The sequence below is a fragment of the Corynebacterium suranareeae genome (genome assembly GCF_002355155.1).
Lineage (GTDB): Bacteria > Actinomycetota > Actinomycetes > Mycobacteriales > Mycobacteriaceae > Corynebacterium > Corynebacterium suranareeae.
Window position 1 is genome coordinate 3,004,574 of the sequence record NZ_AP017369.1, and the last position, 24,802, is coordinate 3,029,375.

At 51.6% G+C, this 24,802-nt stretch carries 23 protein-coding genes; 14 read left to right on the plus strand and 9 right to left on the minus strand.

What is annotated here, in order from left to right:
• The gene (locus N24_RS13870; RefSeq protein ID WP_167382128.1) at positions 1–1,167 is read right to left on the minus strand and encodes an amidohydrolase family protein; all 1,167 of its coding nucleotides are present in this window, start codon (positions 1,165–1,167) and stop codon (positions 1–3) included.
• 217 nt (positions 1,168–1,384) lie between these two features.
• Here N24_RS13870 and N24_RS13875 point away from each other — a divergent pair, with 217 nt between their 5' ends.
• The 3 genes from N24_RS13875 to N24_RS13885 are packed head-to-tail and all read left to right on the plus strand — an operon-like array spanning position 1,385 to position 3,970.
• Positions 1,385–2,323 (plus strand): dihydrodipicolinate synthase family protein, encoded by a 939-nt coding sequence (locus N24_RS13875; protein ID WP_096458317.1) that lies wholly within the window; start codon positions 1,385–1,387, stop codon positions 2,321–2,323.
• A 15-nt stretch (positions 2,324–2,338) separates the two neighbouring features.
• Positions 2,339–3,250, plus strand: a complete 912-nt coding sequence (locus N24_RS13880; RefSeq protein ID WP_096458320.1) for an ROK family protein — start codon at positions 2,339–2,341, stop codon at positions 3,248–3,250.
• 21 nt (positions 3,251–3,271) lie between these two features.
• The gene (locus N24_RS13885; RefSeq protein ID WP_096458323.1) at positions 3,272–3,970 is read left to right on the plus strand and encodes an N-acetylmannosamine-6-phosphate 2-epimerase; all 699 of its coding nucleotides are present in this window, start codon (positions 3,272–3,274) and stop codon (positions 3,968–3,970) included.
• Positions 3,971–4,279: 309 nt separating this feature from the next.
• On the opposite strand, the gene N24_RS13890 is transcribed toward N24_RS13885, so the two are convergent.
• A complete protein-coding gene (locus tag N24_RS13890; RefSeq protein WP_096458326.1) occupies positions 4,280–5,494 on the minus strand; it encodes a sialidase family protein in 1,215 nt (404 codons plus the stop codon).
• A complete protein-coding gene (locus N24_RS13895) occupies positions 5,484–6,224 on the minus strand; it encodes a FadR/GntR family transcriptional regulator (RefSeq protein WP_096458329.1) in 741 nt (246 codons plus the stop codon). Before N24_RS13895 ends, N24_RS13890 begins: the two co-directional genes overlap by 11 nt.
• A gap of 282 nt (positions 6,225–6,506) precedes the next feature.
• Between N24_RS13895 and N24_RS13900 the strand changes: the two genes are divergently transcribed.
• The 4 genes from N24_RS13900 (at position 6,507) to N24_RS13915 (ending at position 12,048) form a co-directional block, all read left to right on the plus strand.
• Positions 6,507–8,120 (plus strand): ABC transporter substrate-binding protein, encoded by a 1,614-nt coding sequence (locus tag N24_RS13900; RefSeq protein WP_408607596.1) that lies wholly within the window; start codon positions 6,507–6,509, stop codon positions 8,118–8,120.
• 143 nt (positions 8,121–8,263) lie between these two features.
• Positions 8,264–9,229: an ABC transporter permease gene (locus N24_RS13905; protein ID WP_096458335.1), complete on the plus strand. Its 966-nt coding sequence runs from the start codon at positions 8,264–8,266 to the stop codon at positions 9,227–9,229.
• Complete coding sequence (locus N24_RS13910) at positions 9,230–11,233, plus strand: dipeptide/oligopeptide/nickel ABC transporter permease/ATP-binding protein (RefSeq protein ID WP_096458338.1); 2,004 nt, start codon at positions 9,230–9,232, stop codon at positions 11,231–11,233.
• Complete coding sequence (locus N24_RS13915; protein ID WP_096458341.1) at positions 11,230–12,048, plus strand: ABC transporter ATP-binding protein; 819 nt, start codon at positions 11,230–11,232, stop codon at positions 12,046–12,048. The genes N24_RS13910 and N24_RS13915 overlap by 4 nt, the downstream gene beginning before the upstream one ends.
• 143 nt (positions 12,049–12,191) lie before the next feature.
• Here the strand turns inward: N24_RS13915 and N24_RS13920 are convergent, their stop codons facing one another.
• From N24_RS13920 to N24_RS13935, 4 genes are all read right to left on the minus strand, one after another.
• Positions 12,192–12,560: a hypothetical protein gene (locus N24_RS13920; protein ID WP_096458344.1), complete on the minus strand. Its 369-nt coding sequence runs from the start codon at positions 12,558–12,560 to the stop codon at positions 12,192–12,194.
• 400 nt (positions 12,561–12,960) lie between these two features.
• Positions 12,961–13,443 carry a 2-C-methyl-D-erythritol 2,4-cyclodiphosphate synthase gene (gene ispF, locus N24_RS13925; RefSeq protein WP_096458347.1) on the minus strand — a complete coding sequence of 161 codons (483 nt, stop codon included), beginning with the start codon at positions 13,441–13,443 and terminating at the stop codon, positions 12,961–12,963.
• Positions 13,436–14,203 carry a 2-C-methyl-D-erythritol 4-phosphate cytidylyltransferase gene (gene ispD / locus N24_RS13930; protein ID WP_096458350.1) on the minus strand — a complete coding sequence of 256 codons (768 nt, stop codon included), beginning with the start codon at positions 14,201–14,203 and terminating at the stop codon, positions 13,436–13,438. Before ispD ends, ispF begins: the two co-directional genes overlap by 8 nt.
• Before the next feature lie 7 nt (positions 14,204–14,210).
• Entirely contained in the window at positions 14,211–14,807 is a 597-nt protein-coding gene (locus tag N24_RS13935; RefSeq protein WP_096458353.1) for a CarD family transcriptional regulator, read from the minus strand.
• A gap of 676 nt (positions 14,808–15,483) precedes the next feature.
• On the opposite strand from N24_RS13935, the gene N24_RS13940 reads away from it, so the two are divergent.
• From N24_RS13940 to disA, 6 genes are all read left to right on the plus strand, one after another.
• Positions 15,484–16,209 carry a response regulator transcription factor gene (locus N24_RS13940; RefSeq protein ID WP_096458356.1) on the plus strand — a complete coding sequence of 242 codons (726 nt, stop codon included), beginning with the start codon at positions 15,484–15,486 and terminating at the stop codon, positions 16,207–16,209.
• Complete coding sequence (locus tag N24_RS13945; protein WP_096458358.1) at positions 16,206–17,324, plus strand: sensor histidine kinase; 1,119 nt, start codon at positions 16,206–16,208, stop codon at positions 17,322–17,324. The genes N24_RS13940 and N24_RS13945 overlap by 4 nt, the downstream gene beginning before the upstream one ends.
• Before the next feature lie 187 nt (positions 17,325–17,511).
• Complete coding sequence (locus N24_RS13950; protein WP_096458361.1) at positions 17,512–18,093, plus strand: hypothetical protein; 582 nt, start codon at positions 17,512–17,514, stop codon at positions 18,091–18,093.
• A 118-nt stretch (positions 18,094–18,211) separates the two neighbouring features.
• Positions 18,212–19,468, plus strand: a complete 1,257-nt coding sequence (locus N24_RS13955; protein WP_096458364.1) for a hypothetical protein — start codon at positions 18,212–18,214, stop codon at positions 19,466–19,468.
• 91 nt (positions 19,469–19,559) lie between these two features.
• Complete coding sequence (radA, locus tag N24_RS13960) at positions 19,560–20,954, plus strand: DNA repair protein RadA (protein WP_096458367.1); 1,395 nt, start codon at positions 19,560–19,562, stop codon at positions 20,952–20,954.
• A 3-nt stretch (positions 20,955–20,957) separates the two neighbouring features.
• Positions 20,958–22,058 (plus strand): DNA integrity scanning diadenylate cyclase DisA, encoded by a 1,101-nt coding sequence (gene disA / locus N24_RS13965; RefSeq protein WP_096458370.1) that lies wholly within the window; start codon positions 20,958–20,960, stop codon positions 22,056–22,058.
• Here disA and N24_RS13970 read toward each other — a convergent pair.
• Together N24_RS13970 and N24_RS13975 are read right to left on the minus strand one after the other, a co-directional pair.
• The gene (locus N24_RS13970; RefSeq protein ID WP_167382196.1) at positions 22,050–22,694 is read right to left on the minus strand and encodes a hypothetical protein; all 645 of its coding nucleotides are present in this window, start codon (positions 22,692–22,694) and stop codon (positions 22,050–22,052) included. The two genes, disA and N24_RS13970, sit on opposite strands and share 9 nt — an antisense overlap.
• Before the next feature lie 505 nt (positions 22,695–23,199).
• The gene (locus tag N24_RS13975) at positions 23,200–23,823 is read right to left on the minus strand and encodes a carbonic anhydrase (protein ID WP_096458376.1); all 624 of its coding nucleotides are present in this window, start codon (positions 23,821–23,823) and stop codon (positions 23,200–23,202) included.
• Positions 23,824–23,889: 66 nt separating this feature from the next.
• On the opposite strand from N24_RS13975, the gene N24_RS13980 reads away from it, so the two are divergent.
• Positions 23,890–24,771: an HhH-GPD family protein gene (locus tag N24_RS13980; RefSeq protein ID WP_096458379.1), complete on the plus strand. Its 882-nt coding sequence runs from the start codon at positions 23,890–23,892 to the stop codon at positions 24,769–24,771.
• Positions 24,772–24,802 lie beyond the last annotated feature (31 nt).

The window sequence follows — 24,802 nt, forward strand, 5'->3', positions numbered from 1 at the left end:
TTAAATTACTTGATTACCCACGTAGACCTGCTGTAACTGCCCTGTTGAGTCAAAGACCACAAAATTTGTAGGGTTGGATGCATCAATTGCGTGGCCACTAATCCCGAGAACGTCGGCGGCGACAGTGGAGGTGTGGAGGGAGGCGTCGATAAGCGTCATACCCCGGCGCACGTGGTGAGCAAACTGACTAGCTAGTGTGCTGGTACCCCCTGCGATGGCACCGCCATCGCTTAAGCGCGCAACGCCACCGGCAACCGTAACCCCCAAAACGCCGAGGATGTACTCCCCGTCGGGCATTCCGGCAGCCTCCATAGCGTCGGTGATGAAAAAAGCGCGTTCGCTAAGCACTAGATCAACGGTGTCGTCGGACAAATGAACGTTATCTGCAATCAATTCCAGGTACGCGTTCCCGGCGCGCGCTGCGGCAAGCAGGGCTCCAACCGCGCCGGGTGATCTGTGGTGCAGTGGAGGCATGGCATTAAAAAGGTGCGTTGCCGTGACTGTGACATTCTTGTGATTTGCCAGCTCAATGGCACTAATGGTGGTGTCAAAATCTGCGTCAGTGTGACCGAAGGAAGCAATGAGGTTGTGTCTAGCGCAAAGATCTAAAATGTCTGTAAGGTTTTCAGTTTCTGGCGCTAGCGTAATGGATTTAATCCACCCATGACCAGCCTGAATAATCTGTTCAAGATCGTTCGGGTTGCCGGGAAAAATAAAATCAGGGTTTTGCGCTCCACAACGGCAGGCATTGATAAAAGGTCCCTCTAAGTGGAAACCGAAAAGTAATCCCTCTTCACACAACGGCACGAGTCTTTTCACCTGCTCGGCAAGATTTTCAGGTGGTGCGGAAACCATACTTGCCAGCATCACTGTGGTGCCGTTTCTGCGGTGATACTGCGCTGCCGTGCGAGCTTGTTCGAGCGAACCAGTAGGAAATGCACCACCATTTCCGCCGTGATTATGCAGGTCAATAAATCCAGGAACAATGGTGGGAAGCTCTTTATGGAATCCGGCATTTGGAGACACTGGTGTGCCACGAAGTTCGGTGATGACACCGTTTTCTATAGTAATAGACCCATCAATCACACCATGTGCGGTGACAATTCTGCCATCAATACTCCCACGTTCTTGACCTGCGATTTCTTGGGTATTCACCGATTTTGCCATCTTTCTAAGATATTCCGCTTCCCTCCAGCAAGCATAGGACGTATGATGTCTTATGTCTACAGTTTTAGTGCGGAATTAATTCGGTTTTTTCAAGGAGCATTCCACCCAGTTTCCCAACCGCCTTTGCCTTATTACCTCAGCCTTCCTAGCTGATGAACTAAGACTAAAAAACGCAGGCACCCTCCCCTAGTTCGCGTCCAACATTTCAAGGAGCACCATGGCTTCCGCAACTTTCACCGGCGTTATTCCACCTGTTATGACCCCACTACATCCCGATGGCAATGTTGATGAGAAAAGCTTGCGCCAGCTTGTTGACCACCTCATAGACGGTGGAGTCGACGGACTGTTCGCACTGGGCTCTTCCGGCGAGACAGCATTTCTTACTCGTGAGCAGCGCAAATTCGCATTGACCACCATCATTGACCACACTGCAGGACGCGTTCCCGTTACCGCTGGCGTTATTGAAACAACCACAGCACGCGTCATTGAATTGGTGGACGATGCTATAGAAGCTGGTGCTCAAGGACTGGTTGCCACAGCTCCGTTTTACACCCGCACCCATGACATGGAAATCGAAGAGCACTTCCGCAAAATCCATGCGGCCGCCCCCGAGCTACCATTGTTTGCCTACAACATTCCAGTATCGGTGCACTCCAATCTCAATCCTGTAATGCTTCTAAAGCTAGCTAAAGAAGGAGTGCTTGCAGGAACCAAGGATTCCAGTGGCAATGATGGCGCAATCCGTGCACTCATCGAAGCCCGCGACGATGCTGGACTAACTAAAGAATTCAGGATTCTTACCGGCAGTGAAACCACAGTAGATTTCGCTTATCTTGCTGGTGCAGATGGAGTTGTACCAGGTTTAGGCAACGTTGATCCAGCCGCTTATGTCACCTTGGCCAAACTCTGCCTTGATGGACAATGGGCAGAAGCTGCAGCGTTGCAAAAGCGCATCAACCACCTCTTCCACATTGTGTTTGTTGGCGATCCCTCCCGCATGTCTGGATCTAGTTCAGGTTTAGGCGGCTTCAAAACAGCGCTCACGCACCTTGGCATTATTGATTCCAGTACCATGGCACCACCTCATCAAAGCCTCAATGATGAGGAAGTAGCCCGAATTCACGCCATTGTTGATGAGTTTTTATACACCCCTTAAGGCCCACTGCTGACTATGACCACCCCCTCTTGCACCCTCGCATTAGACATTGGTGCGACAAAGATTGCTTATGCCCTAGTCCCAGATGACTCCCCCACAGAGGCCCTATCGCCTGGGCGTCTGGGAACTAAAGATGGCAAAAGCCCCATGGAGCAAATCCGACTCGCGTTATCACACGGCATTAACGCCGCCAAGGAACGCGGGCTGAACATCGCTCGAATTGGCATGGGTGCACCAGGGGTTATCTTGGGACCAGAGGGAATCATCGTCTATAATGGCGAGACGCTTACCGAATGGGCAGGCTCTGACCTGCGCGGACTAGCAAATAAAATGCTTGCTGTACCATTTGCGGCACACAATGATGTACGCGTGTGGGCATACGGGGAACATCACCTTGGAGCTGGAAAAAACCTTCAAGGTCGCGTTCTTTATGTCTCGCTTGGTACGGGTATCGGCGGAGCCATTGTTGAAGATGGTCGTATGATGGGCGGACCCACCGGAAGTGCCGGGGAATTCGCAGAAATTGTGTGTGCTGACCATGCGGGCCGTGCTGTGCGATGTGAAAACGTTGCCAGTGGCACCGGGCTAACCAAGTACTACAACGACGCTGCAGTAACACAGTTGGATCTGCCTGCAATCATGGAAAGATTCCACGACGGCGACGGGCTAGCACAGCAAATAATCAACGGAAATCTTCGAGGCTTTGGCCAAGCTTTAGGCGCGTTAGTCACCGTATTAGATCTCTCAGCAGTGGTGATCGGAGGCGGAGTCGCTGGCATTGGACAACCTGTTACAGACCCCATTACCCAAGGAATATTTGAAACAATCCTCACTCCGAACAATGGAGTACAGGTTCTGAGCACCTCGCTTGGCGCCCAGGCTGCTGTTATAGCGGCAGCCCAATACGCACGCGATACTGCTTGTTAAGTACAGGAAGGTTTAAAAACTATGGATCTAAATACTCAACGCACCGAGCTGTACAACAAACTGCAAGGCCAATTGATCGTGTCTGTGCAAGCCCCAGACGGCCACGCCATGCGCGATACCCACACGCTCACACACGTTGCTGCCGCCTGTGTTGATGGCGGTGCACCAGCTATTCGTTGTGGTGGTTACGGCGGATTAGAAGATATCCGTTCCATCTCAAACCGCGTGAATGTACCAGTTTTTGGGCTCACTAAAGAAGGCACCGAAGGCGTTTATATCACTCCCACCAGGGATTCTGTCCGCGCTGTTGCCGAGTCCGGTGCAGCGGTAGTGTGCGCAGATGCCACCTTCCGACCTCGTCCTGATGGATCCACCTTCGCAGAACTTGTCACCGTTGCCCATGATTCCGGGATTTTAATCATGGCCGACTGTGCAACTCCCGAAGAGGTTTTAAGTGCCCATGAAGCCGGCGCGGATTTTGTCTCCACCACCCTTGCTGGCTATACCGAACATCGAGAGAAAACCGCCGGACCGGATTTTGATTGCCTCCGAGAAGCACGCGCTTTAGTTCCCGATGCTTTCCTCATCGGTGAAGGCCGCTTCTCTACCCCTGCGGATGTAGCTCACGGTCGCCTCATCGGGGCAAATGCCATCATCGTGGGAACTGCGATTACAGATCCAGGATTTATCACTGGTCAATTCGCATCCCTTTTGCGTTAGAAATAGCCATCGTCTTTTACAGCCTGTTTAAGCAACCCAAAATTCCACATGAGTATTTGTATCAATCAGGGTCTTTTAGGGCTGTATACGCGAATTTAGAGGGGTCATTTTTCCGACCCCTTTTTTCGATTTTGCCACCATACTGCACGTTATTTTAACTGACGACCAAGAACGCCTACTCCAAATCTATTTTTGGTCACAGGCGTCGGAATCCAGTCCTTCAAATTTCATCTAGCGACCAAGAATCCTTGAAACACCCATGGATTTGGTCGCATATGACGGTTCTAAGCCCCTGCCCCACCCAGATCGTTAAAAACCAACAAATTCCTGCTTTATGGCATCAATCGAACGACCATCGTAGGCAACAGTGACTCCATAACGAACTTCATCACGAGCACGAATATCAAAGACCAGCTCATCACCTATTTCCAAGGATTGCCGGGCAGGTTTTCCTCGGGTGCGAATTTTTTGAGTGCGTGCATCCGGGTTGGACACAATCTTAAAGACGCCCTCACCCCATTGAGACGGATCAGGTAAAGCAACTTCAATGCCATCATGATCGTCGTTGATAACAACATGACGCAGCGAAACGGCATCCGCAATCGGCTTATCTACGCGAGGTTCAATATCGTTTACGCTGATCACAGTACATTTAATTGCCCGCGTTCCTTCAGCTTCCCACACCACTGCCACGTCACCATTGGGCATTTCCACAGCGGTTGAATAGGCAGCTTCTTCGCGTTCGATGGTGATTCGATGAGTCCACGTCGCCCCAAAATCAGTAGAAAGATCAACGACCAAATGGCGCCTTAAATGCGGATCCGCCAAGTGAGTTGCCGCCAGCATGCGTGCGGCTTTCCAATAAAACACGTGTCCGTTGCAGCCGGGATCAACAAGTTCGGGTATTACTTCCAAGGGACTAAAAGTCTCACCGAAATCATCAGAAACGCTGCTTAAACGGTTACCCACTCCCCTAGAATGCAGCACAATCCGACCATTAGGCAGCTGCGTCATCGCGGATTCATTGCCACCATCAATGTCGGTCACATGGCCATCGCTGCGCACAATTCTTAAGGAAATCTGACGCCCGCGCCGCACCACAAAGCTTTGAATCCACCGCCCATCCGCCAGCACAAGCCCGGTCCCCGACGAGGCAAACGCCGCATCCACATCAGCGAATAAGGACGCAATGCTTTTCGACGCCCACCCATGTTCTTCCCGGCGCGCCAGCCGGGGCTCAAGGTCGGTGGGGTCTTCAAAAAATCCTGCCAGATTGGACAATCCGTGGAAGCATAAATCACCGGTGACAAGGCAGGCGTCGCCAACACCTCGGTGCTTAGTTTCTACAATCGCAGGTTTTGGTGTTGCCCAGTGAAATCCATCTGGAGAAGTTGACGACACTAAGTCTATGGGGGCGGGAAGATCATCGACACTGAGGCGGGCGTCGAAAAGCGTTATTAAACCCTGATCCCAGACCAGCGCTGGAATGCGGTACAACCCGCGCGCAATGAGGCTAGTGTGCATCGAGCATGGCCGAAATCATGCGGCGAAAAGGCGCGTAGTGGGAAAGAACCGCTTCGCGGTAGCCCTCGATATTGCCGTTGCTGAGTGCCTCAACGATATCGGCGTGTGCCTTGATAGTTTCATCAATATCGGATGGCATAGCCAAGTTTAAGATGGGCTGTGCTTCTGTTTGAATTTGCCAAAAAGCATCATTGAGCTCACGAATCAATGGGTTTTTAGTCCGAGCTAGAAGTGCTCGGTGGAATTTTTGATCCTCCACCACAAAGGACTCACCTTGGTCATTGTGCTCACGCATTTTATCGACCAAATCTAGCAACAGCTCGCGGTCATCGTCGGTAAATACTTCAATTAATTCTTCACCGAGGGAAAGATCCAAAATCTCGCGCGTATCTACTACATAAAACAGGTTTTCCACCGAGGTGTCATTATCCAAAATGGTGCGGAAAACCATGCCATTGATCAGTGGTTCTAAAGACATCTTCGATACAAAAGTGCCATAGCCATGGCGAACTTCAACAATATCTAAGGTGACCAGAGCGCGGATAGCCTCCCGGATTGCGGAACGAGAACAACCTAATTCCTCACATAAAAATGCTTCAGAGGGGAGAAGATCACCAGTGCGCAGCCGGTTATCCCGAATGTATTGCTTGATATCACGCACTGCATCTTGGGTGGTTGAACGAGACCTGGACCTAGGCCGTGACTGCGCTGGCTGTCTAGAGCTTTCCATTGTTTTCACTTCCTGTTTTTTAAGATGGTTTCGATCATATAGTCAGTTCTATAACCAGACCCCATCTGCCTTTTCTTCTGCGTACCTTGAGGTATTACACAGTTGGGGGTAAAAATCTGCGGGATTTTTGAAGAGATTTCATTAAATTCATTCCTAAACGTCTGATGTCTGATGTATATTGACTTTACAGCAATTCAATGACACCGCTCACATTTTCTTCAATGGGCATATTGTCACACATCATCGCAGATCCGGGCCCCTCTTTTAAAAAGGATGAACCTCATGAGCACATCAATAACGCGCCGCAATTTCCTCCGAGCAACCGGCATTCTCGGAGCCGCAGCTGGCATCGGCGCAACACTTGCAGCTTGTGCCCCCGACTCCAGCAGCAATAGTGGCTCCACCTCCGCTGACGCAGGAAGCGGAACAGCAAACGAAGAAGGCACCATCACCGCAGCCATCTCCTACGAACTAGGAACCAACGGCTACGACCCTATGACCACCACCTCCGCGCTCACCGTCGCCGCAAACTGGCACACCATGGAAGGCCTAACAGAAATTGACCCCGCCACCAGCGAGGTCTACGCAGCACTAGCCAGCGAGCTGCCTTCATCCGATGCATCTTCCGTAGACATCAAGCTTCGCGACGGCGCCACCTTCCACAACGGCGACGCAGTCACCGCAGACGACGTGGTCTTCTCCTTCGAACGCGTCTTGGATCCTGCCAACAACTCCCTCTACGCCTCATTCATCCCATTCATCAAATCAGTGACCAAGAAGGATGACACCACCGTCACCTTTGACCTCGACTACGCAACCGGAATCCTCAACGAACGCCTTGCCGTGGTCAAGATCGTGCCCAAGGCAGCCGTAGAAGCCGATGCTTCCGGATTTGATACCAACCCAATTGGTTCCGGCCCATACAAAATGACCGACAATGGTGGCGCATCCAAGATCGTTAAATTTGAACGCAACGATGACTACACCGGACCACGCCCAGCACGCGCAGCAAAAATGGAATGGCAAATCATCCCTGATGCCTCCACCCGCACCAACTCCCTGCAGTCCGGCAGCACCATGGCGATCGACTCCGTTCCATACCTGTCGATCTCACAACTTGAAGCCTCCAGCACCGTAGAATCCGTCCAAGGTTTCGGACTTCTATTCGCCATGTTCAACTGCTCCGAGAACAACCCGTTCAACGATGTACGCAACCGTCAAGCATTCCTCTACGCACTAGACATGGACAAAATTGTCACCACGGGAATGTCAGGTCAAGCAACCCCAGCGACCTCCTTCGTGCAAAAAGAACACCCCAACTACAACGAAGCATCCACGGTATATTCCCTCGACGCAGACAAAGCCAAGTCACTCTTTGCTGAAACCGGCCTGTCAAGCATCAACCTGCTCTGCACCGATCACGACTGGGTGAAAAACTGCACCCCATTGATCCAAGAATCCCTCACCGCACTTGGCATCAACGTGGACTTCACTGAACGTAAATCCGCCGATGTCTACAACACCATCGACGGCAACCCCAACGCCTTTGACGTTGTTGTCGCACCAGGCGACCCATCCGTATTCGGCAACGACCCCGACCTCCTCATGCGCTGGTGGTACGCAGGAGACGTATGGACCGATACCCGCATGCACTGGAAAGGCAGCGAATCCTACGACCAGGTACAAAACCTCCTCGAGGAAGGTATCCGCTCCACCGACAAGGCAGAACAACAAGACATTTGGAACCGCACCTTCGATGCGATTTCTGAAAACGTCCCCCTCTACCCACTGTTCCACCGCAAAGTTCCAACCGCGTGGAACCCCAACTCACTGGTTGATTTCAAGCCAATTTCACTCACTGGCTTGAGCTTCTCCGGTGTAGCAACCACAGAATAATTTTTAAGTCCAATGCCAACTTCAAGCTCGGCGTAGCCCGCATTCTGCGCCACGCCGGGCTTCAAGTTTTTAAAGCTTTAACTTTAAAGCAGCATTTTTAACGCATTGTTTTTAACGCACCATCGAAAGCGCGATACCCCACTATGTCCAACCTTTTGAGACTAATCGGCCGACGGCTCATCGCTTTACCGATCATGATTATTGGCGTCACCCTGCTGGTTTTCATCGTCATGTCTTTTTCTCCCGCCGACCCAGCCCGCCTAGCACTAGGAGAGTCCGCATCACCTGCAGCGCTGGAAGCCTACCGGGAAGCAAATGGACTCAATGATCCCATGATGGTGCGCTATGTCGATTTCATCATCGGCATGCTGCACGGTGATTTAGGAACATCCAGTGGTGGAGTTGCTGTCACAGACATGGTTGCGCGAGCTTTCCCAATTACTCTGCAATTGACCTTCTGGGGCTTAATCATCGCAGTCGTTTTGGCCCTGGTCCTGGGTGTGATCGCAGCGTTGTACCGCGATCGCTGGCCTGATCAAATCATCCGTGTTCTATCCATCGCGGCACTAGCAACCCCGTCTTTCTGGCTAGCTATCCTGTTGATCCAGTGGCTGGGCACTATCCCTGGAGCGTGGGGTTTCTTCCCTGCACTGGTTACTCGGTGGGTCCCATTCAGCGAAGATCCCGCCACCTATTTCAACAACATTGCTCTTCCAGCCATCGCACTAGCTGTACCAGTGGCTGGTTCCCTAGCCCGAGTTGTTCGCACATCAATGGTGGAGGAACTAGATAAAGATTATGTCCGCACAGCAATTGGTGCAGGTATTCCCAAGACTGAAGTTGTTGCCCGCAATGTTCTCCGCAATGCGCTCATCACTCCGATCACCGTGATTGGTCTTCGCGTTGGTTACCTCATGGGTGGTGCTGTGATCATCGAGATCATCTTCAACATCCAGGCAATGGGCCAGCTGATTCTAGATGGTGTGACCCGCAATGATGTGTACCTCGTCCAAGGCGTCACCCTGACTGTCGCTATCGCCTTTATCATCGTCAATATCGCCGTGGACTTGCTCTACGTCCTGGTCAATCCGCGTATTAGGAGCATCTAGATGCGCCGTAAACTCACCACCACTTTAGAAAACAAGCCCGGTGCACGCCTTGGTGGCTTCCGTGCTCTTCCAGCAACTTCAAAAATCGCGCTAGTTTTCCTAGTCTTGATTTTCCTCCTCGCGATTTTTGCACCGCTGATTGCCAAGTACGATCCACTGGCTTCAGGCACACCGGTTCAAGCTCCAAGCGGTGAACACTGGTTTGGCACAGATGCAATCGGCCGCGATATTTTCTCCCGCGTTGCTCACGGCGCCAGAGCTTCACTCATCATTGGTCTTTTCGCCACGGGTTCGGCTCTCTTGGTGGCAGCTATTTTGGGATCGATTGCTGCAACAGCAAATAAAGCCATCTCTGAAATCCTCATGCGCATCCTCGATGTGATTATGTCCTTCCCAGGAATCGCATTAGCTGCTGTATTCGTAGCAGTATTTGGCAACGGTGTGCCAGTGATCGTGTTTGCCATTGCTTTCCTCTATACCCCACAGCTTGCCCGCATCGTGCGTGCAAATATTTTGTCCCAATTCGGTGAAGACTACGTCAATGCTTCCAAAGTCATTGGTGCTTCAACCACCCACATCCTGATCAAGCACGTTGCCAGAAACTGCATGGCACCAATCCTTGTTTTCGCCACGGTGTTGGTTGCCGATGCAATCGTCTTTGAAGCATCCCTGTCCTTCATTAACGCTGGTGTGAAACCACCATCACCGTCATGGGGCAATATCCTTGCCGATGGCAAAGCCTTACTACTTAGTGGTGCATGGTGGCCAACATTCTTCCCCGGTTTGATGATTCTGCTGACTGTTTTATGCCTGAACATCCTTTCTGAAGGTCTGACCGATACCTTGGCAAGTCCGAAACCAAAGCCAGTATCTGCTTCTGCAAAGAAGGCACTGAAGAAGGAAGAGGAAGGTGCGAAAGCAGGTTCTGGGATCGTGCTTGGACATACGTCCCGTGAAGAAGCCAATGCTTCTCTGCTTGCATCACTTGCCGCATTGTCCGCCAGTGAAAACAAATCCAACAACAGGCTAGTTTTCCAAGGCGATGCAACCCCACTGTTAGAAGTTCGCGATCTTAAAATTTCCTTCCCCAATGCTCACGGGGACATCAACATTGTTGATGGCGTGAATTTCGCTGTCGCTCCTGGCCAGACCATGGGGCTCGTGGGTGAATCCGGTTGTGGTAAATCAATTACCGCAATGTCCATCATGGGACTGCTGCCACCCACTGCAAAGATCGAAGGCGAAATCCTCTTCAATGGACAAAACCTGCTGGCCCTCAAACCAGATGAACTCAATGCTTTGCGCGGCCATGAAATCGCCATGATTTACCAAGACGCGCTTTCATCACTTAACCCATCGATGCTGATCAGTGCACAGATGAAACAACTGACGCGTCGCGGTGGCAAACGCAGTGCTGAAGAACTCATGGAACTTGTTGGCCTCGATCCAAAACGTACCTTGCAGTCATATCCACATGAACTTTCTGGTGGACAACGCCAGCGCGTTCTTATCGCCATGGCTCTAACCCGCAACCCTCGCCTTCTCATTGCCGATGAGCCAACTACTGCATTGGATGTCACTGTCCAACAGCAGGTGGTGGATCTGCTCAACGAACTACGCGAGAAGCTTGGCTTCGCCATGATCTTTGTCTCCCATGACTTGGCTTTGGTCGCGCGCTTGGTGCACAAACTCACCGTCATGTACGCAGGTCAGGTTGTCGAGCAAGGCACCACCCGCGAAATCCTTATCGATCCCCGCCACGAATACACCCGTGGTTTGCTCGGTTCCGTGCTCTCCATCGAAGCTGGTGTGGACCGCCTCTACCAAGTCCCCGGCACTGTTCCATCACCCAAGGAATTTGTTGCAGGCGACCGCTTTGCACCTCGCTCAGAATTCCCAGAACTTGGACTCGAGCAAAAACCAATCCTTCGACCCATTGCAGGCACCGAGCATGCCTACGCAGCAACCGATGAACTTCTTGCAGCAAAGGGAGAACAGCCATGACCACAGCAAACGACACCAGGCAACCCATCTTGGAGCTGCGAAACACCAACGTGATCCACAAGACGCGTACTGGAAAGCTGTTTCGTCCTGATAAAGTCCATGCCAATAAAAAAATCAACTTCAAGGCCTACCGCGATGAAGTTGTAGGAATCGTTGGTGAATCAGGGTGTGGTAAATCTACCCTCGCCCGCGTCATGGTTGGCCTGCAACCTGTAACTTCAGGTGAGGTGCTGTTTAAAGGAAAACCAATGAAACTTCGCGGCGCCCAGCGAAAACAACTAGGTAGTTCTGTCTCTGTGGTATTTCAGGATCCCGCAACATCATTGAACCCACGGCTGACGGTACGCGAGCAGCTTCTTGATCCCCTACGCGTACATAAGGTTGGCAACGAAGCCTCAAGGAACGAATGGGTTTCTGAGCTCATCTCCATGGTGGGCCTACCACAGTCCGCCCTAGAAGTGTTGCCCCGCCAGGTCTCAGGTGGTCAACGTCAACGCGTTGCCATTGCGCGAGCACTAGCTTTGAAACCAGACATCATCGTCGCCGATGAACCAACCTCCGCATTGGATGTGTCCGTTCGCGCACAGGTTCTCAACCTCCTGCTAGATCTAAAAACCGAACTCGGTCTGGGATTGGTATTCATCTCCCACGACATCAACACTGTTCGCTACGTATCAGATCGCATCGCAGTCATGCTCGCTGGAGAAATCATCGAGGAAAACACGACCTCAGAGATCTTCAACAATGCGCAGCAGGACTACACCCGCACCCTGCTTGACGCAACCCCATCGCTGTTGAACAAAACGAGACTGTAGCTTTTGGTTGGGTGCACATTCCTACATTGGCTTGAACTCAGGACAATGTAGGGATTCCGCCGTGATTTATTGCCGAATATTGTGGTGAATAGGCGCAACCTACTATAAATATTCACCTGATCGAGGCATTAAGAAATTACTTCTTAATGCCTCGCTTTATTGGTCCTTTTATTAGAATCCTCATACGGCTGAAGGAAACCACTGAAAATTAATGTCAAAATCACCGTGAGCATGAGCCCAACCCAGAAACTAGTCCATGATTGTGCCACCAGATAAAGCATCAAAATAGGTACTGCTGAGAGCGCAAAAGTACGTGGAATGAGCCAACCAGGAGGCTTTTTGTAATTCCACAGAGCCCACACCAACACTCCGACGACTAATGCGGTGGCACCCCACAAAATTGAAGGTGCAAGGTTGTCGTCCTTAAATCTCATAACCCGCTGGTTAGCCGAAAAACCTAAGAAGATCGCTGCGGCAACATTCCATAGTCTAGGAGATTTCGAGTTGGGCATGCCTTCTGATTGTACAAGTGAAAATCCTAGATCACTTTTAAGTATCTGACTTCCCCTGGTCCCATGATCCAAGCCAGACGCTTAAAAGGATGGGGAAAAAGACCAACCAGGACAGACTGAGCCAAAAGCTTCCGCCCGAATTAGCGAGTAAAAATGAGATAACAGTGGGAGTGGCTATACCTGCATAGACACGGGGTAGAAGCCATCTGGGTGACTTTTTGTAATTGCATAATCCCCACGCGATGGCAATGACTGTTACTATTCCGCACATCCCAAAAGCCCACGAATCAGGATTCTCTTTCTGAAAATCAAGAATTGCTGCTAATGATGCAGTTCCGAACACACTTATCCCGACAAGGTTCCACACTGCAGGTTTAGCGGACATACTTTCTCACGGTACTTAAGCCTTCCACACGACTGCAGTTGCTACCGATGCGCGTCCTTCGCCACGTCCAGTAAATCCCATGTGATCGGTGGTGGTGGCCGACAGTGAGCATGGTGCACCGAGGATTTCTGAGATCACTTGTTGTGCTTCTTCGCGGCGGGGTCCAAATTTGGGGGTTTGGCCAACCAGTTGGGCGGCGACATTTCCAATGACGTATCCTTGCGCCGAGAGAAGCTCCCGAACTTCCGTCAACAACTGTGTACCCGAAACACCATCGTATTCAGGGCGTCCCACACCAACGAAAGAACCCAAATCTCCCAGGCCAGAGGCAGAAAGGAGAGCATCCACAATTGCGTGAGCTACAACATCACCGTCAGAATGGCCTTCGCATCCATCTACATCTTCGAAGAGAAGGCAAGCAATCCAACAAGGTTTTCCGGCTTCGATTTGGTGGGCATCGGTTGCAATTCCAACGCGTGGGATTATTGGGTTAGTCACCTGGTACCTCAAATATTGTGGGTTCGGCTTCATCGGTGATGCGTTGTGCCAGCATCATATCGATGGGCGTGGTTACTTTAAACGCCATCGGATCACCTTGGACACAGACTACTTCGGAGCCGTACCACTCCATCAGGCTGGCATCGTCGGTTGGGACAAAACCTGGATTGGGATCTGCAAAGAATTTCTTATTCGCTGCAACAAGTTCTGATAACAAAAAGCCCTGCGGGGTTTGAACTGCGCGAAGTTCTGCCCGGTTAGGGGTATCTACAACCACTCCACCATCAGGGGAAACCTGCTTGATGGTGTCTGCAACTGGCAGAACTGGAATAACAGCGGTTGCACCTTCATGGACTTTGCGCACTACACGGGCAATCATGCCGGGTGGGGTTAAAGCTCGGGCGCTGTCGTGGATGAGCACAATTGCATCGGGGGTGGCGTCGTCAAGCAAAATTGCCTGGAGTCCTGCCCACACCGAGTCCGCGCGCTCCCCGCCGCCGTGCACGAGCCGCACGCGTACCCCTTCAGGGTTGTCTAAAAGGCCGCGTTTGCGCAGCAAATCGCGCGCGTACGTTTCCATGTCGGGGCTGACAAGGATGATGGCTTCGTCGATGCTTTCAGAGGTCAGCATCGCTTGAAGCGAGCGCTCTAAAAGAGTGCGTTCCCGCAGCGTAACGAATGCTTTGGGGATCGGTCCGCCGAGGCGAGTGCCACGCCCCGCCGCCGCAATCAGCGCGATGACGGGTATTCGAGATGACATGGTGACTCTAGTCTTCGTCGTCGAAGCTCAGATCATCCAGATCCACATCAGCATCGTCGAAGTCGTCGAATGCGTCCTTCTTCTCTTCCTCATCACCAAGCAGATCCGCGCGGTGGCGAGCGATGGTTTCATCAACCTGGTTCAAAAACGCATCCGCTTTTTCATCATCCACGGTTTCAGCAAGCGCGAGCTCACCAACAAGCACCTGACGAGCCTTAGACAGCATGCGCTTCTCACCAGCGGAAAGACCACGGTCCTGATCACGACGCCACAAGTCACGAACAACTTCCGCAACCTTGTTCACATCACCCGAAGCCAGACGCTCCTGGTTTGCCTTGTACCGACGAGACCAGTTTCCAGCCTCCTCAACATCGATCTCACGCAAGACAGAGAAAACCTTCTGCAGGCCTTCTTCACCAACGACGTCACGCACACCAACAAGCTCAGCGTTCTTTGCAGGAACGCGAACCACGAGATCGGAATGATTGATCTGGAGAACCAGGTAGTCCACCGTCTCACCATTCATTTCACGCTGTTCCAGGGCTGAAATAACTGCAGCTCCGTGGTGCGGGTAAACAACGGTATCTCCGACCTTGAATTCCATTCCCACTCCTTCTAATGGCCGATCCTTGGATCCTTGGGTCCTCAGAATCAGCCCATGGTGCCTACATTGTCCATGCAAGCGACCTATTTATACTTCACCCTGCTTGCCTCTTAAAGATTAAGGGCAGACATTAACCTACGAGATTCTACCATATTTACCGCGCCAAAGCGCTAAGATAACGCTTTTCGACGCCCCCTCCCACCCTTTCAGCCGAAGCTCAACGACTATGCAGGGTGAGGCCTCCCATGTAAGTTGCATTTTGGGGCAGGTGTTACTGGTGTGACGACCTTGATGCACGCATTGCGCGTCAGACATGCCTTGGGCTGCTTGGGACCAAACTGGGGTGCCCAGTTTTCGGATTTTTTAAGATCCTGGGTCTCCCAGTTTGGTTTATCGCGCTTGGTACCAAACACAGAGACCCAGCATTTAAGGTTTTAAAGATTTTGGGTCTCCTGGTTTGGTCCGGCTTGATTTCTGGCCTCCAACCCCAAAAGTCATACCTCCCCAGAAGCGCTTCTAACGGCCTTTAGAAGGCTAATTGATACAAATACCCATTCCGAGTTTTCAGGTCGCTTAAACAGGCCATCAGGCGTTAACCACCTAAAACCGCTCACGCGCAAAATTCGACATCACACAAACTAGCTCTTCATTTCCTAAAAAGGCCATACTTGAAACCATGACGAACCCCTCCCCAGCTCTTGATGGAACACTATCCGGCAGGGTGCTGATCGTTGAAGATGAGCGCCCGCTTGCTCGCATGATTTCGCTGTATTTAAGCAAGGCAGGTTTCGATACCACCACGATCCACGATGGTGCCTCCGCCCCAGATAAGGTGGCTCACTTACGCCCCGATGTGGTTATTTTGGATCTTGGCTTGCCAGGGCTGGATGGTTTGGAAGTCTGCAAACGAATCCGCGCATTTACGGATTGTTATATCTTGATGCTTACTGCCAGGGGTTCTGAGCGTGACCGCATTACCGGTTTGGAAATTGGGGCCGATGATTACATCACCAAGCCGTTTAATATCCGTGAACTTGTCATTCGCATTCAGTCGGTGATGCGCAGACCTCGAAAAATTGATGAGACAATCCAAAACGGTATGACGCTCACCCACGGCACCATTGAATTAGATACGTTGGCTCATGAAGTCACAGTTAAAGGTGTTGGGGTAACACTGACTCGCACTGAGTTTGAGCTGCTTCAAGCTCTCATGCATAAACCGGGTGAGGCAGTATCCCGGCGCGATTTAGTTAGCCAGGTGTGGGATACCACGTGGGTTGGTGATGAACGCATCGTTGATGTTCACATTGGTAATTTGCGCCGTAAGCTGGAAAAACCTGCTCCTGGTTCGCATTTCATCGATACTATTCGTGGAGTTGGCTACCGGATGGCGTTCAAATGACTGCTCTGATCCCTGCCCGCCAAAGTCTGACTTTTAGGTTGCTGTCTGCTCAGCTTGCTGTGGTGTTAATCAGTTTACTTGCAGCGTTAGTTGTCGCAGCACTTGTGGGGCCAGCAATTTTTAATTCTCATCTTGATCTTTCTGGCCCTCTTGATCCTCGCCAAACAGATTTCCACATTCAGGAGGCTTATCGGGACGCCAACTACATCGCGCTGGCTGCGGCGTTACCTACTGCGATTTTGAGCTCCATCGGGGTGAGTTTTTGGCTTTCCCACCGCCTTGGTCAGCCGTTGTGGCAACTTTCTCGTGCAGCAACAGCTATGAGTTCTGGCGATTATCAGGTGCGTGTTCCTATTTCCGATGTGGATAAAGAGGTCGCTTCCCTTTCCCTTGCTTTTAATTCCATGGCCGATCAATTGGAGCACACAGAAGAACTACGCCGAAATATGCTCTCTGATCTTTCCCATGAAATGAACACACCCCTGTCGGTGCTTTTGGTATATATCGATGGCCTCCAAGATGGAATGGTGGAGTGGGACGCGGACACGCATGCTGTCTTCGCTGAACAACTTGGGCGTTTATCCCGGCTCACTTCTGATCTCGATGACGTCTCCCGCGCCCAAGAGCACCGTTTTGATCTGGTCTACAGCACTGTTGCCATTGGTGGGCTAATTCACAATGCCGCTGGTGCAGCTGCGAGCGCGTACCAAGAAAAAGGCGTGGCTTTAGAAGTCACCGGTAGTGATTCCACCGAGCTGATCCGCGTCGATAGCCAGCGCTTCGCCCAAGTCATGGCCAATCTGCTTTCCAATGCCTTACGCCACACCCCTGCGGGCGAAAAAGTTCAAGTCAACGTGTTACGCCAAGGCACAGAAACAGTGATCATTGAAGTCCTCGACAGCGGTGAGGGCATAGCCCCTGAGCACCTCAAATACGTTTTTGAACGCTACTTCCGAGCCAAACGTTCTGACTCCGATGATCAATCCGGCTCCGGAATCGGCCTCACCATCTCCCGCGCACTCATCGAAGCCCAAGGCGGCACACTCACCGCAGAATCCGCAGGCCTCGGCAAAGGTGCAAAATTCACCGTCCGGCTCCCCCTAAAAAGCAATTAAAAAAATTGCTTTTCGACGCTCCCCTCCACCCCTTAACAATCCCTATTTAAGATTTATGCCCCTTTTGTTTGCCCCCGTTTACACCCTCCGTTTAATCAACCGACTGTGTGAATGCGCGTAAACGGACTAGGGTTGTGAGCAGTATATCCAGATTTTTCTGGATGATTCCTGGAATTTCTTAAAACCAATGGAGGACGAATCCGTGAAGTCCCTGAACTTGGCTGCCCGTCGTGGCGCGCTCGTGACCGTGGCTGCTGCGTCAGCTCTTGCGCTTGCATCCTGCAGTGCCGGACAGGTCACCCAGACCTCAAGCCAGGTTGCAGCAGTTGATGGCAACCAGGCAGGCTCCGCGAACGACCCAGTTCTGGTGCGTGACGTAACCGTGCACCTCACCACCGAAGGCGAAGCTGGAGTAAAGTTCACCGCCATCAACCAGGACACCACCCACACTTCTCACACTCTTGAGTCCGTCACCGTTGACGGCGAAGAGGTAGAGATCGACGACGCAGAGCCAATCGAGCGCAACTGCTCCCTCGTCGCAGACATCCAGTCTGAACTTGATCTGCTCGAGGAACCTGAGGTTGGCTGCATCCAGCACGTAGCAACTTCTCTTGAGAACCCAGGTTTCGCATACGGCGGAGTCGTTCCAGTTGAGTTCGTCTTCGACACCGGCACCATCACCATCGACGCCACCGTTTCCGCACCTGTTCTTGAAGCAGGTGTAGAAAACCGCCAGGTAGGTGCAGGCTCTGAGTCTAGCCACCACTAGGCATCCCAAAGCTTTTTAAACCGCCCGTCTCCGACGATCTGTTGGAAGTGGGCGGTTTTTCCGTGTGTAATTTCGAATATCCCTGCATGATGTCCACCCCGTCTTTTATCTTTAGATCATGCCTATCAAATTTGCAGATCAATTAACCGGGAAAGTAAAAGAATTTACGAAAGAGTTTCAGGCTGTAATTGACGATCTTTTTGAAGAACGAATCTCGTCACTCCATAGGTCACTTAGAAACCTTTACGCCGTTGAAAACGAATCAGACTTAGATCTCCATCTAACTAGCTCATTAATTACGGTCGAAGAAGAAGCAGCGGTATTCAACGATGCGGTAGACGAGCTAAAGATTGAATTTTTTCAGTGGGAAGAAGCTGTGATCGAGGAAGCTTGGGAAGCGATTTTAGCTAAACTAACTGAAGAAAAAGCACGCAGGGAATCAACCGATATCACCATTCCCCAAAATAGTGAATCCCCTGGTTCCGATAACTTCAATGATTCCTTCCAACTTCAGATTCAAACTGCAAAACTACTGGTTCGCAGCCAAATAGCAGATACTGAAAAATTTGTTCCCGATGCCCACCGGGGAAAATACTCGCACCAACAAATCCGACTTCACTTAGACAACATTCGAAAAAACCACCGGGCAGGAATCCAAAACTGGTTCATTGACAATGCCAAAGCTGATGATCCGTCTGCTAAGTTATCTGCTTCTCACTTCAAAAGAGATCTTGACCTCTTGCAAGGTTATGGGCAGGTCTTGCTAGAGCTCCTTGAAAAAATTGAGGCGGGTACTTTTAAGCCCATAAAGCTTAAACCAAAGAACAAACAGCCCGATACAGGTGAGCTGGGGGGTCCAAAGAAAACATCCAAGGCATCCACTGTCGGCTCAAAGAAGCTAAAAGAAGATACGCTTAAAACCGAGCCTTCTAAGAAAACAAAAGAGTTTACGCTTGAAGCACTTCAGTTCTTAGAAGAAGATTTCTACCGATACCGAAGTCTTTGGAATCACGTGTTCAATGGCCCAGACAATGAAAAGGAAAAACCAAAACTCCTCAAGTTCAAGGAAGTATTAGAGTTACGCCAAGCTGATCTGAATCGCTGGCGAAATCTTCGAAGCTTCGATGGTGACCATCCCGAATCATTGCAGAAGAAGTTCTCCATGTACTGGAGTACTTCAAAGATTAAGAAATCAAAGAAATCTCGTCTAAAAGCTACTAATCGTCATAGCAGAGTAGATCAAAGTGAAATGCGGTCTATCATTCGCGACGTGATTCGGAGTAAGGGATCAAACGTTGTATCGGACAGAGGTACCTGGGATAATCGACGTGTGTTTCTGACGACAGGTGCGGTAGATTTCAGAGCAAAACGTTAACTGCAGAAAAAGATCCACTCTAATGGATGTTTGAAAGCGTTTTCGAACACCGTTTCCCTTCATGTCCACCCCACCGTTTAAGGTAGGGGGCATGGCAAAAAAGGTTCGCAGCGTACACGAGTGTTCTGAATGTGGTTATTCCAGCCCAAAGTGGTTGGGGCGCTGCCCTGAATGTGGTTCTTGGGGTTCCATGGAGGAACGCACCGTCGGGGAATCCGGTGGTGCGGCTCGTGCTGCCGTTTCAGGTGCTGCACCGGTAGGGCTTACGCCTACGTCCCCGGCGGTACCCATCGGAAAAATCGTTGCGTCCCAGGCCACAAGCATTTCCACGGGTATCGGTGAGCTCGACCGTGTGTTAGGAAATGGCATTGTGCCGGGGTCTGTGGTGTTGATGGCCGGTGAGCCTGGTGTCGGTAAATCCACATTGCTGTTGGAGGTTGCTAGCCGGTGGGCATCTATGAAGGAAGGCGATGGCACCCGGACCGCTCTATATGTCACTGCTGAGGAATCAGCTGGCCAGGTGCGGCTTCGCGCGGAGCGCACCGCAGCTGTCAAAGACACGTTGTATCTTGCTGCGGAGTCCAATCTGGACGTGGTTTTCGGCCATGTCAATGAGGTAAAACCTAGCCTGCTCATCGTGGACTCGGTGCAAACCATGCACGCCGCTGGAGTCGAAGGCGTTGCCGGCGGTGTCGCACAATCCCGTGCCGTTACCGCCGCACTGACAACCCTTGCTAAGACTTCCGGAATCCCCATTCTGCTTGTCGGTCACGTCACCAAAGACGGCAACGTCGCAGGTCCTCGCGTTCTGGAGCACCTCGTTGATGTCGTCCTCAACTTCGAAGGCGATCGCCACTCGTCTTTAAGAATGCTTCGCGGCATCAAAAACCGCTTCGGCGCCACCGATGAAGTCGGCTGCTTCGAACAACAATCCGACGGCATCAAAGAAGTCCCCGACCCCTCCGGCCTCTTCCTCTCCCACCGCGGATCGACCCCCGACGGCACCGCAGTCACCGTCGCCATGGATGGCGTACGCCCGCTGCTGGCAGAGGTCCAAAGCTTGCTTGTCGACGCCCCCTCCAAGAATCCCCGCAGGGTCGTCACGGGGCTTGACGCTAATCGGGTCCCCATGGTCCTTGCGGTGTTATCCGCAAGAGCAGGCCGACAAACCCAAGGAAAAGATGCCTACGTAGCAACAGTCGGAGGCATGAAAGTTGGTGAACCTGCAACTGACCTAGCTGTCGCACTTGCCACAGCTTCAGCTTTAGCTAAGAAACCACTGCCAGATAAAACAGTCGTGCTTGGTGAAGTCGGCCTAGCAGGAGAAATCCGACGTGTCCCCAACGTTGACCGTAGGCTTGCTGAAGCTGAACGATTGGGTTATGAAAAAGCAGTCGTTCCTGCAGGCTCTGGGCTTAAACAGACTGGATTGAAAGTCTTTGAAGCGTCGACTCTAGCTGAAGCACTGTCAGCGGTAAGGTTATAGGTCATGACACCAACTTCCACGCCTGGAACCACCCCAGATGTCAATGCGGCTGGAACTCAGGATGTGCACACTCTCAAAGGCACATTGCAACGACTTGCACCTGGCACCCCTCTTCGTGATGCATTGGATCGAATCGTGCGCGGACATACCGGCGCGTTAATTGTCATCGGTGATGATGAAAATGTAACTTCGATTTGTGATGGCGGTTTTGAATTCGACGTCCCGTTCGCTGCCACCAGGCTCCGCGAGCTATGCAAAATGGACGGGGCTGTCATTTTGTCCTCAGATATAGAGCGCATTAAACGTGCCAATGTCCAGCTTCTCCCCTCCCCAACGTGGCCAACCCAAGAATCCGGTACCCGCCACCGTTCCGCTGAACGCACAGCACTTCATACCGGTGTGCCGGTGATTGCTGTTTCGGAATCACAAAACACCATTACTTTGTATGTCGAAGGCAAAGCTCACATGTTAGAGCAACCAGCAACATTGCTGAACCGAGCTAATCAAGCCTTGGGAACAATGGAACGCTACCGTGATCGCCTCGATCAGGTAAACAACCGACTCCACCTCGCTGAACTACATAGCTATGTCACTGTGATTGATGTTGTCTCGGTGATCCAGCGCGAAGAAATGCTACGCAGAGTTGGTGAATCCATTGATGGCAATGTGCTCGAGTTGGGTAAAGACGCCAAACAGATTCAGATCCAACTCAGCGAATTGCGTGGCGATAATGACCGCGAACGCGAATCAATCATTGCGGATTATCTTGTCACCGATGGCATCCCTGCCGATGAGGAAATCTCTGCAGCATTAGATGCTATCTCATATTTAGATGACAAAGCGCTGCTCAAACCAGCAAATATCGCTCGTATTCTTGGACTACCTCCGACAGAGGAAGCCCTCGATGAGCCAGTAGCTCCTCGAGGTTATCGCACGCTAAGCCGCATTCCACGTGTGCAGAAATTCTTGATGGACAAACTCGTCTTAGAATTCGGAAACCTTGATGCCCTTTTAAACGCCTCGGTCGATGACATTAGTGCAGTTGATGGAGTGGGATCGCTGTGGGCACGTCACATTACCGATGGGCTTGGCCGTTTAAGCTAAGTTGAACGTCACTGCTTGTGAAGGGTTGCTTCCAATAACAGTGTGCAGGAAATACGCTCCAGCTGGGACAGCAGCACGGTTATCGCACTGTCCTGGTGCAGAGTTGGTACGAGACCACGTTGCTTGGAAATAGCGGTCTTCACCAGCTGGGAACACACTAGTTCCATTTTCTACTGCAGGATTGCAATCGACATCGGACCAAATACGCGCATTGGTTGCAAGGTTGTATACCTCGAAACGCAGTACTTCTTCTTCAAGGTTGATTTCGCAATCAGCAGCCGTTGGATTATGCACAGTCATGAACAATTCTGGCTGTGCAGTGCCGGTATAGGTTGGCTGGCTTGTGCTTGCGGAAACCACCAAATCGCTAAGCTCACAGGTCTTTTTCGCATCAGCTGCGGCTGTAGTTGTTTCGGAAGGATCTTCACTTGAAGTTTCTTCTGCAGTAGTAGTAGCAGCAGCAGTGGTGGTGGTTTCTTCCACCGACGAGGTTTCTGTCGTCGAAGTTTCCATCGCAGAGGTCTCCACTGCGTTAGTTGGCTGCTCCTCCTCTGCCTCTGATGATCCACCCCGAAGCGCGACAACTGCCCAGATAATTAAGGCAATCACGACGAGCAGAACTAGGAGCGCTGCCATGCGACGGCGCTTGTAGATGACTTCATTATGTCTCGGCGTTCCCACACAGAACACTCTATTACTTTCATCAACGTGTACAGCGGATTAGCGTTCCGGGCGTGTTGTGTAAGACAACCGATTTATGGCCCCGAATGCTCACACCCCATACGAGCCATTTAAGCGACCGTAATTTCCACATGAGTATTTGTATCAACCGGGGTCTGTGAGAGGCTTACAAACGAATCTGTGGCGTCACTTTTTCTGGCCTCAAAATCGGATTTTGCATATCACTTCACCTGGTGACCAAGAAGGCTTGCTGCAGTGGAAGTTTTGGTCTCATATGCCGGTATCAATGTCCACTAACCGGCACAGGCGACCAAGAACCCCTGGAGTGCCTATGGATTTGGTCGTATATGACGGTTTTTAGATACCGTCCCAACCGAATCGCTCTTATTAGCAAAGTTGGAGTGATGAAAACGTGATTTTAGGCATGCCACTTAGTGCCACGCCTGAAACCAACTAAAAATTAGCCGACGTTCTTGCTAATTACCGGTTCGGTACGCCCATCGGAGAGTCGGTAGCGCAAACCAATGATTCCAACCTCACCGGAATCAACTTTGTTTTTGATTTCTGGGGATCGGGACAAAATCTGGTTCACGGTTGCAACGACGTGGTGCTCTTCGAAATCCTGGATGGTGCTTAGTCCTTCGGCTTTTGCTTCCAAGATTGATGGGGCTACTTTTTCGATCAACACGCGCTGGTAACCGCCTGGAATTTCACCACCGTCGAGAGCCTCGGCGGTTGCAGCGACAGCACCGCAGGATTCGTGGCCCATGACAATAACCAGTGGTACACCGATTGCTTCGATTGCGTATTCAATTGATGCGAAAACTGCCTGGTCAAGGATTTCGCCGGCGGTGCGCACAACGAAGAGGTCGCCGAGGCCGACGTCGAAAATAATTTCAACTGGGACGCGAGAGTCAGAGCAGGAGATCACAACGGCTGCAGGGGTTTGTCCTGTGCGAAGTTCTCTTCTGCGCGGGGCGTCCTGGTTTGGTCGATCTTCGTTGAAACTGATGAATCTTTCGTTTCCGGCAAGCAGGGCTTCCCATACTGCGGGTGGAGTTCTATCAACATTACGCAAAGGCATATGCTTTATTCTTCCACCCGGTGTGACGTATGACCTAATGCGCTGGGCAGTACAATTATCTTCGACATGTCATTTACCGCTTTTCAATCAGCCTTGCTCTCCTGGTTTAGAGCAAATGCCCGCGATCTTGCGTGGCGTGAGCCCAATACTTCAGCGTGGGGAATTCTTCTTTCAGAGGTGATGAGCCAGCAAACTCCCGTCGCGCGAGTCGAGCCGATTTGGCGTGAGTGGATGGAAAAATGGCCCACTCCGGAAGATTTCGCGAATGCGAGCACCGATGAGATTTTGCGGGCGTGGGGCAAGTTGGGCTATCCACGTAGGGCGCTGAGGTTGAAGGAATGTGCGGAGGTGATCGTCGAAAAGCATTCTGGCCAGGTGCCGGATACGGTGGAGGCGCTGCTCGCGTTGCCGGGCATCGGCGATTACACGGCGCGCGCGGTTGCTGCGTTTCATTTTGGGCAGCGCGTGCCGGTGGTCGATACGAACGTGCGTCGCGTGTACCAGCGCGCCGTAGCCGGGCGCTACCTTGCCGGGCCTGCGAAAAAGCAAGAGCTTATCGACGTCTCCCTCCTCCTTCCCAACACTCACGCCCCAGAATTCTCTGCCGCAATAATGGAGTTGGGTGCTCTTATCTGCACGGCTACTTCCCCAAAGTGTGACACCTGCCCGCTGCTTGACCAGTGCGAATGGCAAAAACTTGGCTGTCCTTCTCCCAGCGAAGAAGAGCTGGCTTCGGCGAAAAAGCGCGTGCAGAAATTTGTGGGAACCGACCGACAAGTCCGTGGCCTGATCATGGATGTGCTGCGCAACGCCACCGAACCTGTGCCACTATCTGCGATTGATGTGGTGTGGCCCGATGATGCGCAACGTTCCCGAGCTCTGTTTTCGCTTCTTGATGATGGACTCGCGGAACAAAACGAAGCTGGTTATTTCCATCTGCCACGATAAGAACTGCGCGACTGTAAAAAACAGTAGGTTT

What these genes read in the sequence shown, in the direction of transcription:
- N24_RS13870 (WP_167382128.1), bottom strand. Translation starts at nt 1,167, where the DNA reads ATGGCAAAATCGGTGAATACCCAAGAAATCGCAGGTCAAGAACGTGGG.
- N24_RS13875 (WP_096458317.1), top strand. Translation starts at nt 1,385, where the DNA reads ATGGCTTCCGCAACTTTCACCGGCGTTATTCCACCTGTTATGACCCCA.
- N24_RS13880 (WP_096458320.1), top strand. Translation starts at nt 2,339, where the DNA reads ATGACCACCCCCTCTTGCACCCTCGCATTAGACATTGGTGCGACAAAG.
- N24_RS13885 (WP_096458323.1), top strand. Translation starts at nt 3,272, where the DNA reads ATGGATCTAAATACTCAACGCACCGAGCTGTACAACAAACTGCAAGGC.
- N24_RS13890 (WP_096458326.1), bottom strand. Translation starts at nt 5,494, where the DNA reads ATGCACACTAGCCTCATTGCGCGCGGGTTGTACCGCATTCCAGCGCTG.
- N24_RS13895 (WP_096458329.1), bottom strand. Translation starts at nt 6,224, where the DNA reads ATGGAAAGCTCTAGACAGCCAGCGCAGTCACGGCCTAGGTCCAGGTCT.
- N24_RS13900 (WP_408607596.1), top strand. Translation starts at nt 6,507, where the DNA reads ATGAGCACATCAATAACGCGCCGCAATTTCCTCCGAGCAACCGGCATT.
- N24_RS13905 (WP_096458335.1), top strand. Translation starts at nt 8,264, where the DNA reads ATGTCCAACCTTTTGAGACTAATCGGCCGACGGCTCATCGCTTTACCG.
- N24_RS13910 (WP_096458338.1), top strand. Translation starts at nt 9,230, where the DNA reads ATGCGCCGTAAACTCACCACCACTTTAGAAAACAAGCCCGGTGCACGC.
- N24_RS13915 (WP_096458341.1), top strand. Translation starts at nt 11,230, where the DNA reads ATGACCACAGCAAACGACACCAGGCAACCCATCTTGGAGCTGCGAAAC.
- N24_RS13920 (WP_096458344.1), bottom strand. Translation starts at nt 12,560, where the DNA reads ATGCCCAACTCGAAATCTCCTAGACTATGGAATGTTGCCGCAGCGATC.
- ispD (WP_096458350.1), bottom strand. Translation starts at nt 14,203, where the DNA reads ATGTCATCTCGAATACCCGTCATCGCGCTGATTGCGGCGGCGGGGCGT.
- N24_RS13935 (WP_096458353.1), bottom strand. Translation starts at nt 14,807, where the DNA reads ATGGAATTCAAGGTCGGAGATACCGTTGTTTACCCGCACCACGGAGCT.
- N24_RS13940 (WP_096458356.1), top strand. Translation starts at nt 15,484, where the DNA reads ATGACGAACCCCTCCCCAGCTCTTGATGGAACACTATCCGGCAGGGTG.
- N24_RS13945 (WP_096458358.1), top strand. Translation starts at nt 16,206, where the DNA reads ATGACTGCTCTGATCCCTGCCCGCCAAAGTCTGACTTTTAGGTTGCTG.
- N24_RS13950 (WP_096458361.1), top strand. Translation starts at nt 17,512, where the DNA reads ATGGAGGACGAATCCGTGAAGTCCCTGAACTTGGCTGCCCGTCGTGGC.
- N24_RS13955 (WP_096458364.1), top strand. Translation starts at nt 18,212, where the DNA reads ATGCCTATCAAATTTGCAGATCAATTAACCGGGAAAGTAAAAGAATTT.
- radA (WP_096458367.1), top strand. Translation starts at nt 19,560, where the DNA reads ATGGCAAAAAAGGTTCGCAGCGTACACGAGTGTTCTGAATGTGGTTAT.
- disA (WP_096458370.1), top strand. Translation starts at nt 20,958, where the DNA reads ATGACACCAACTTCCACGCCTGGAACCACCCCAGATGTCAATGCGGCT.
- N24_RS13970 (WP_167382196.1), bottom strand. Translation starts at nt 22,694, where the DNA reads ATGGCAGCGCTCCTAGTTCTGCTCGTCGTGATTGCCTTAATTATCTGG.
- N24_RS13975 (WP_096458376.1), bottom strand. Translation starts at nt 23,823, where the DNA reads ATGCCTTTGCGTAATGTTGATAGAACTCCACCCGCAGTATGGGAAGCC.
- N24_RS13980 (WP_096458379.1), top strand. Translation starts at nt 23,890, where the DNA reads ATGTCATTTACCGCTTTTCAATCAGCCTTGCTCTCCTGGTTTAGAGCA.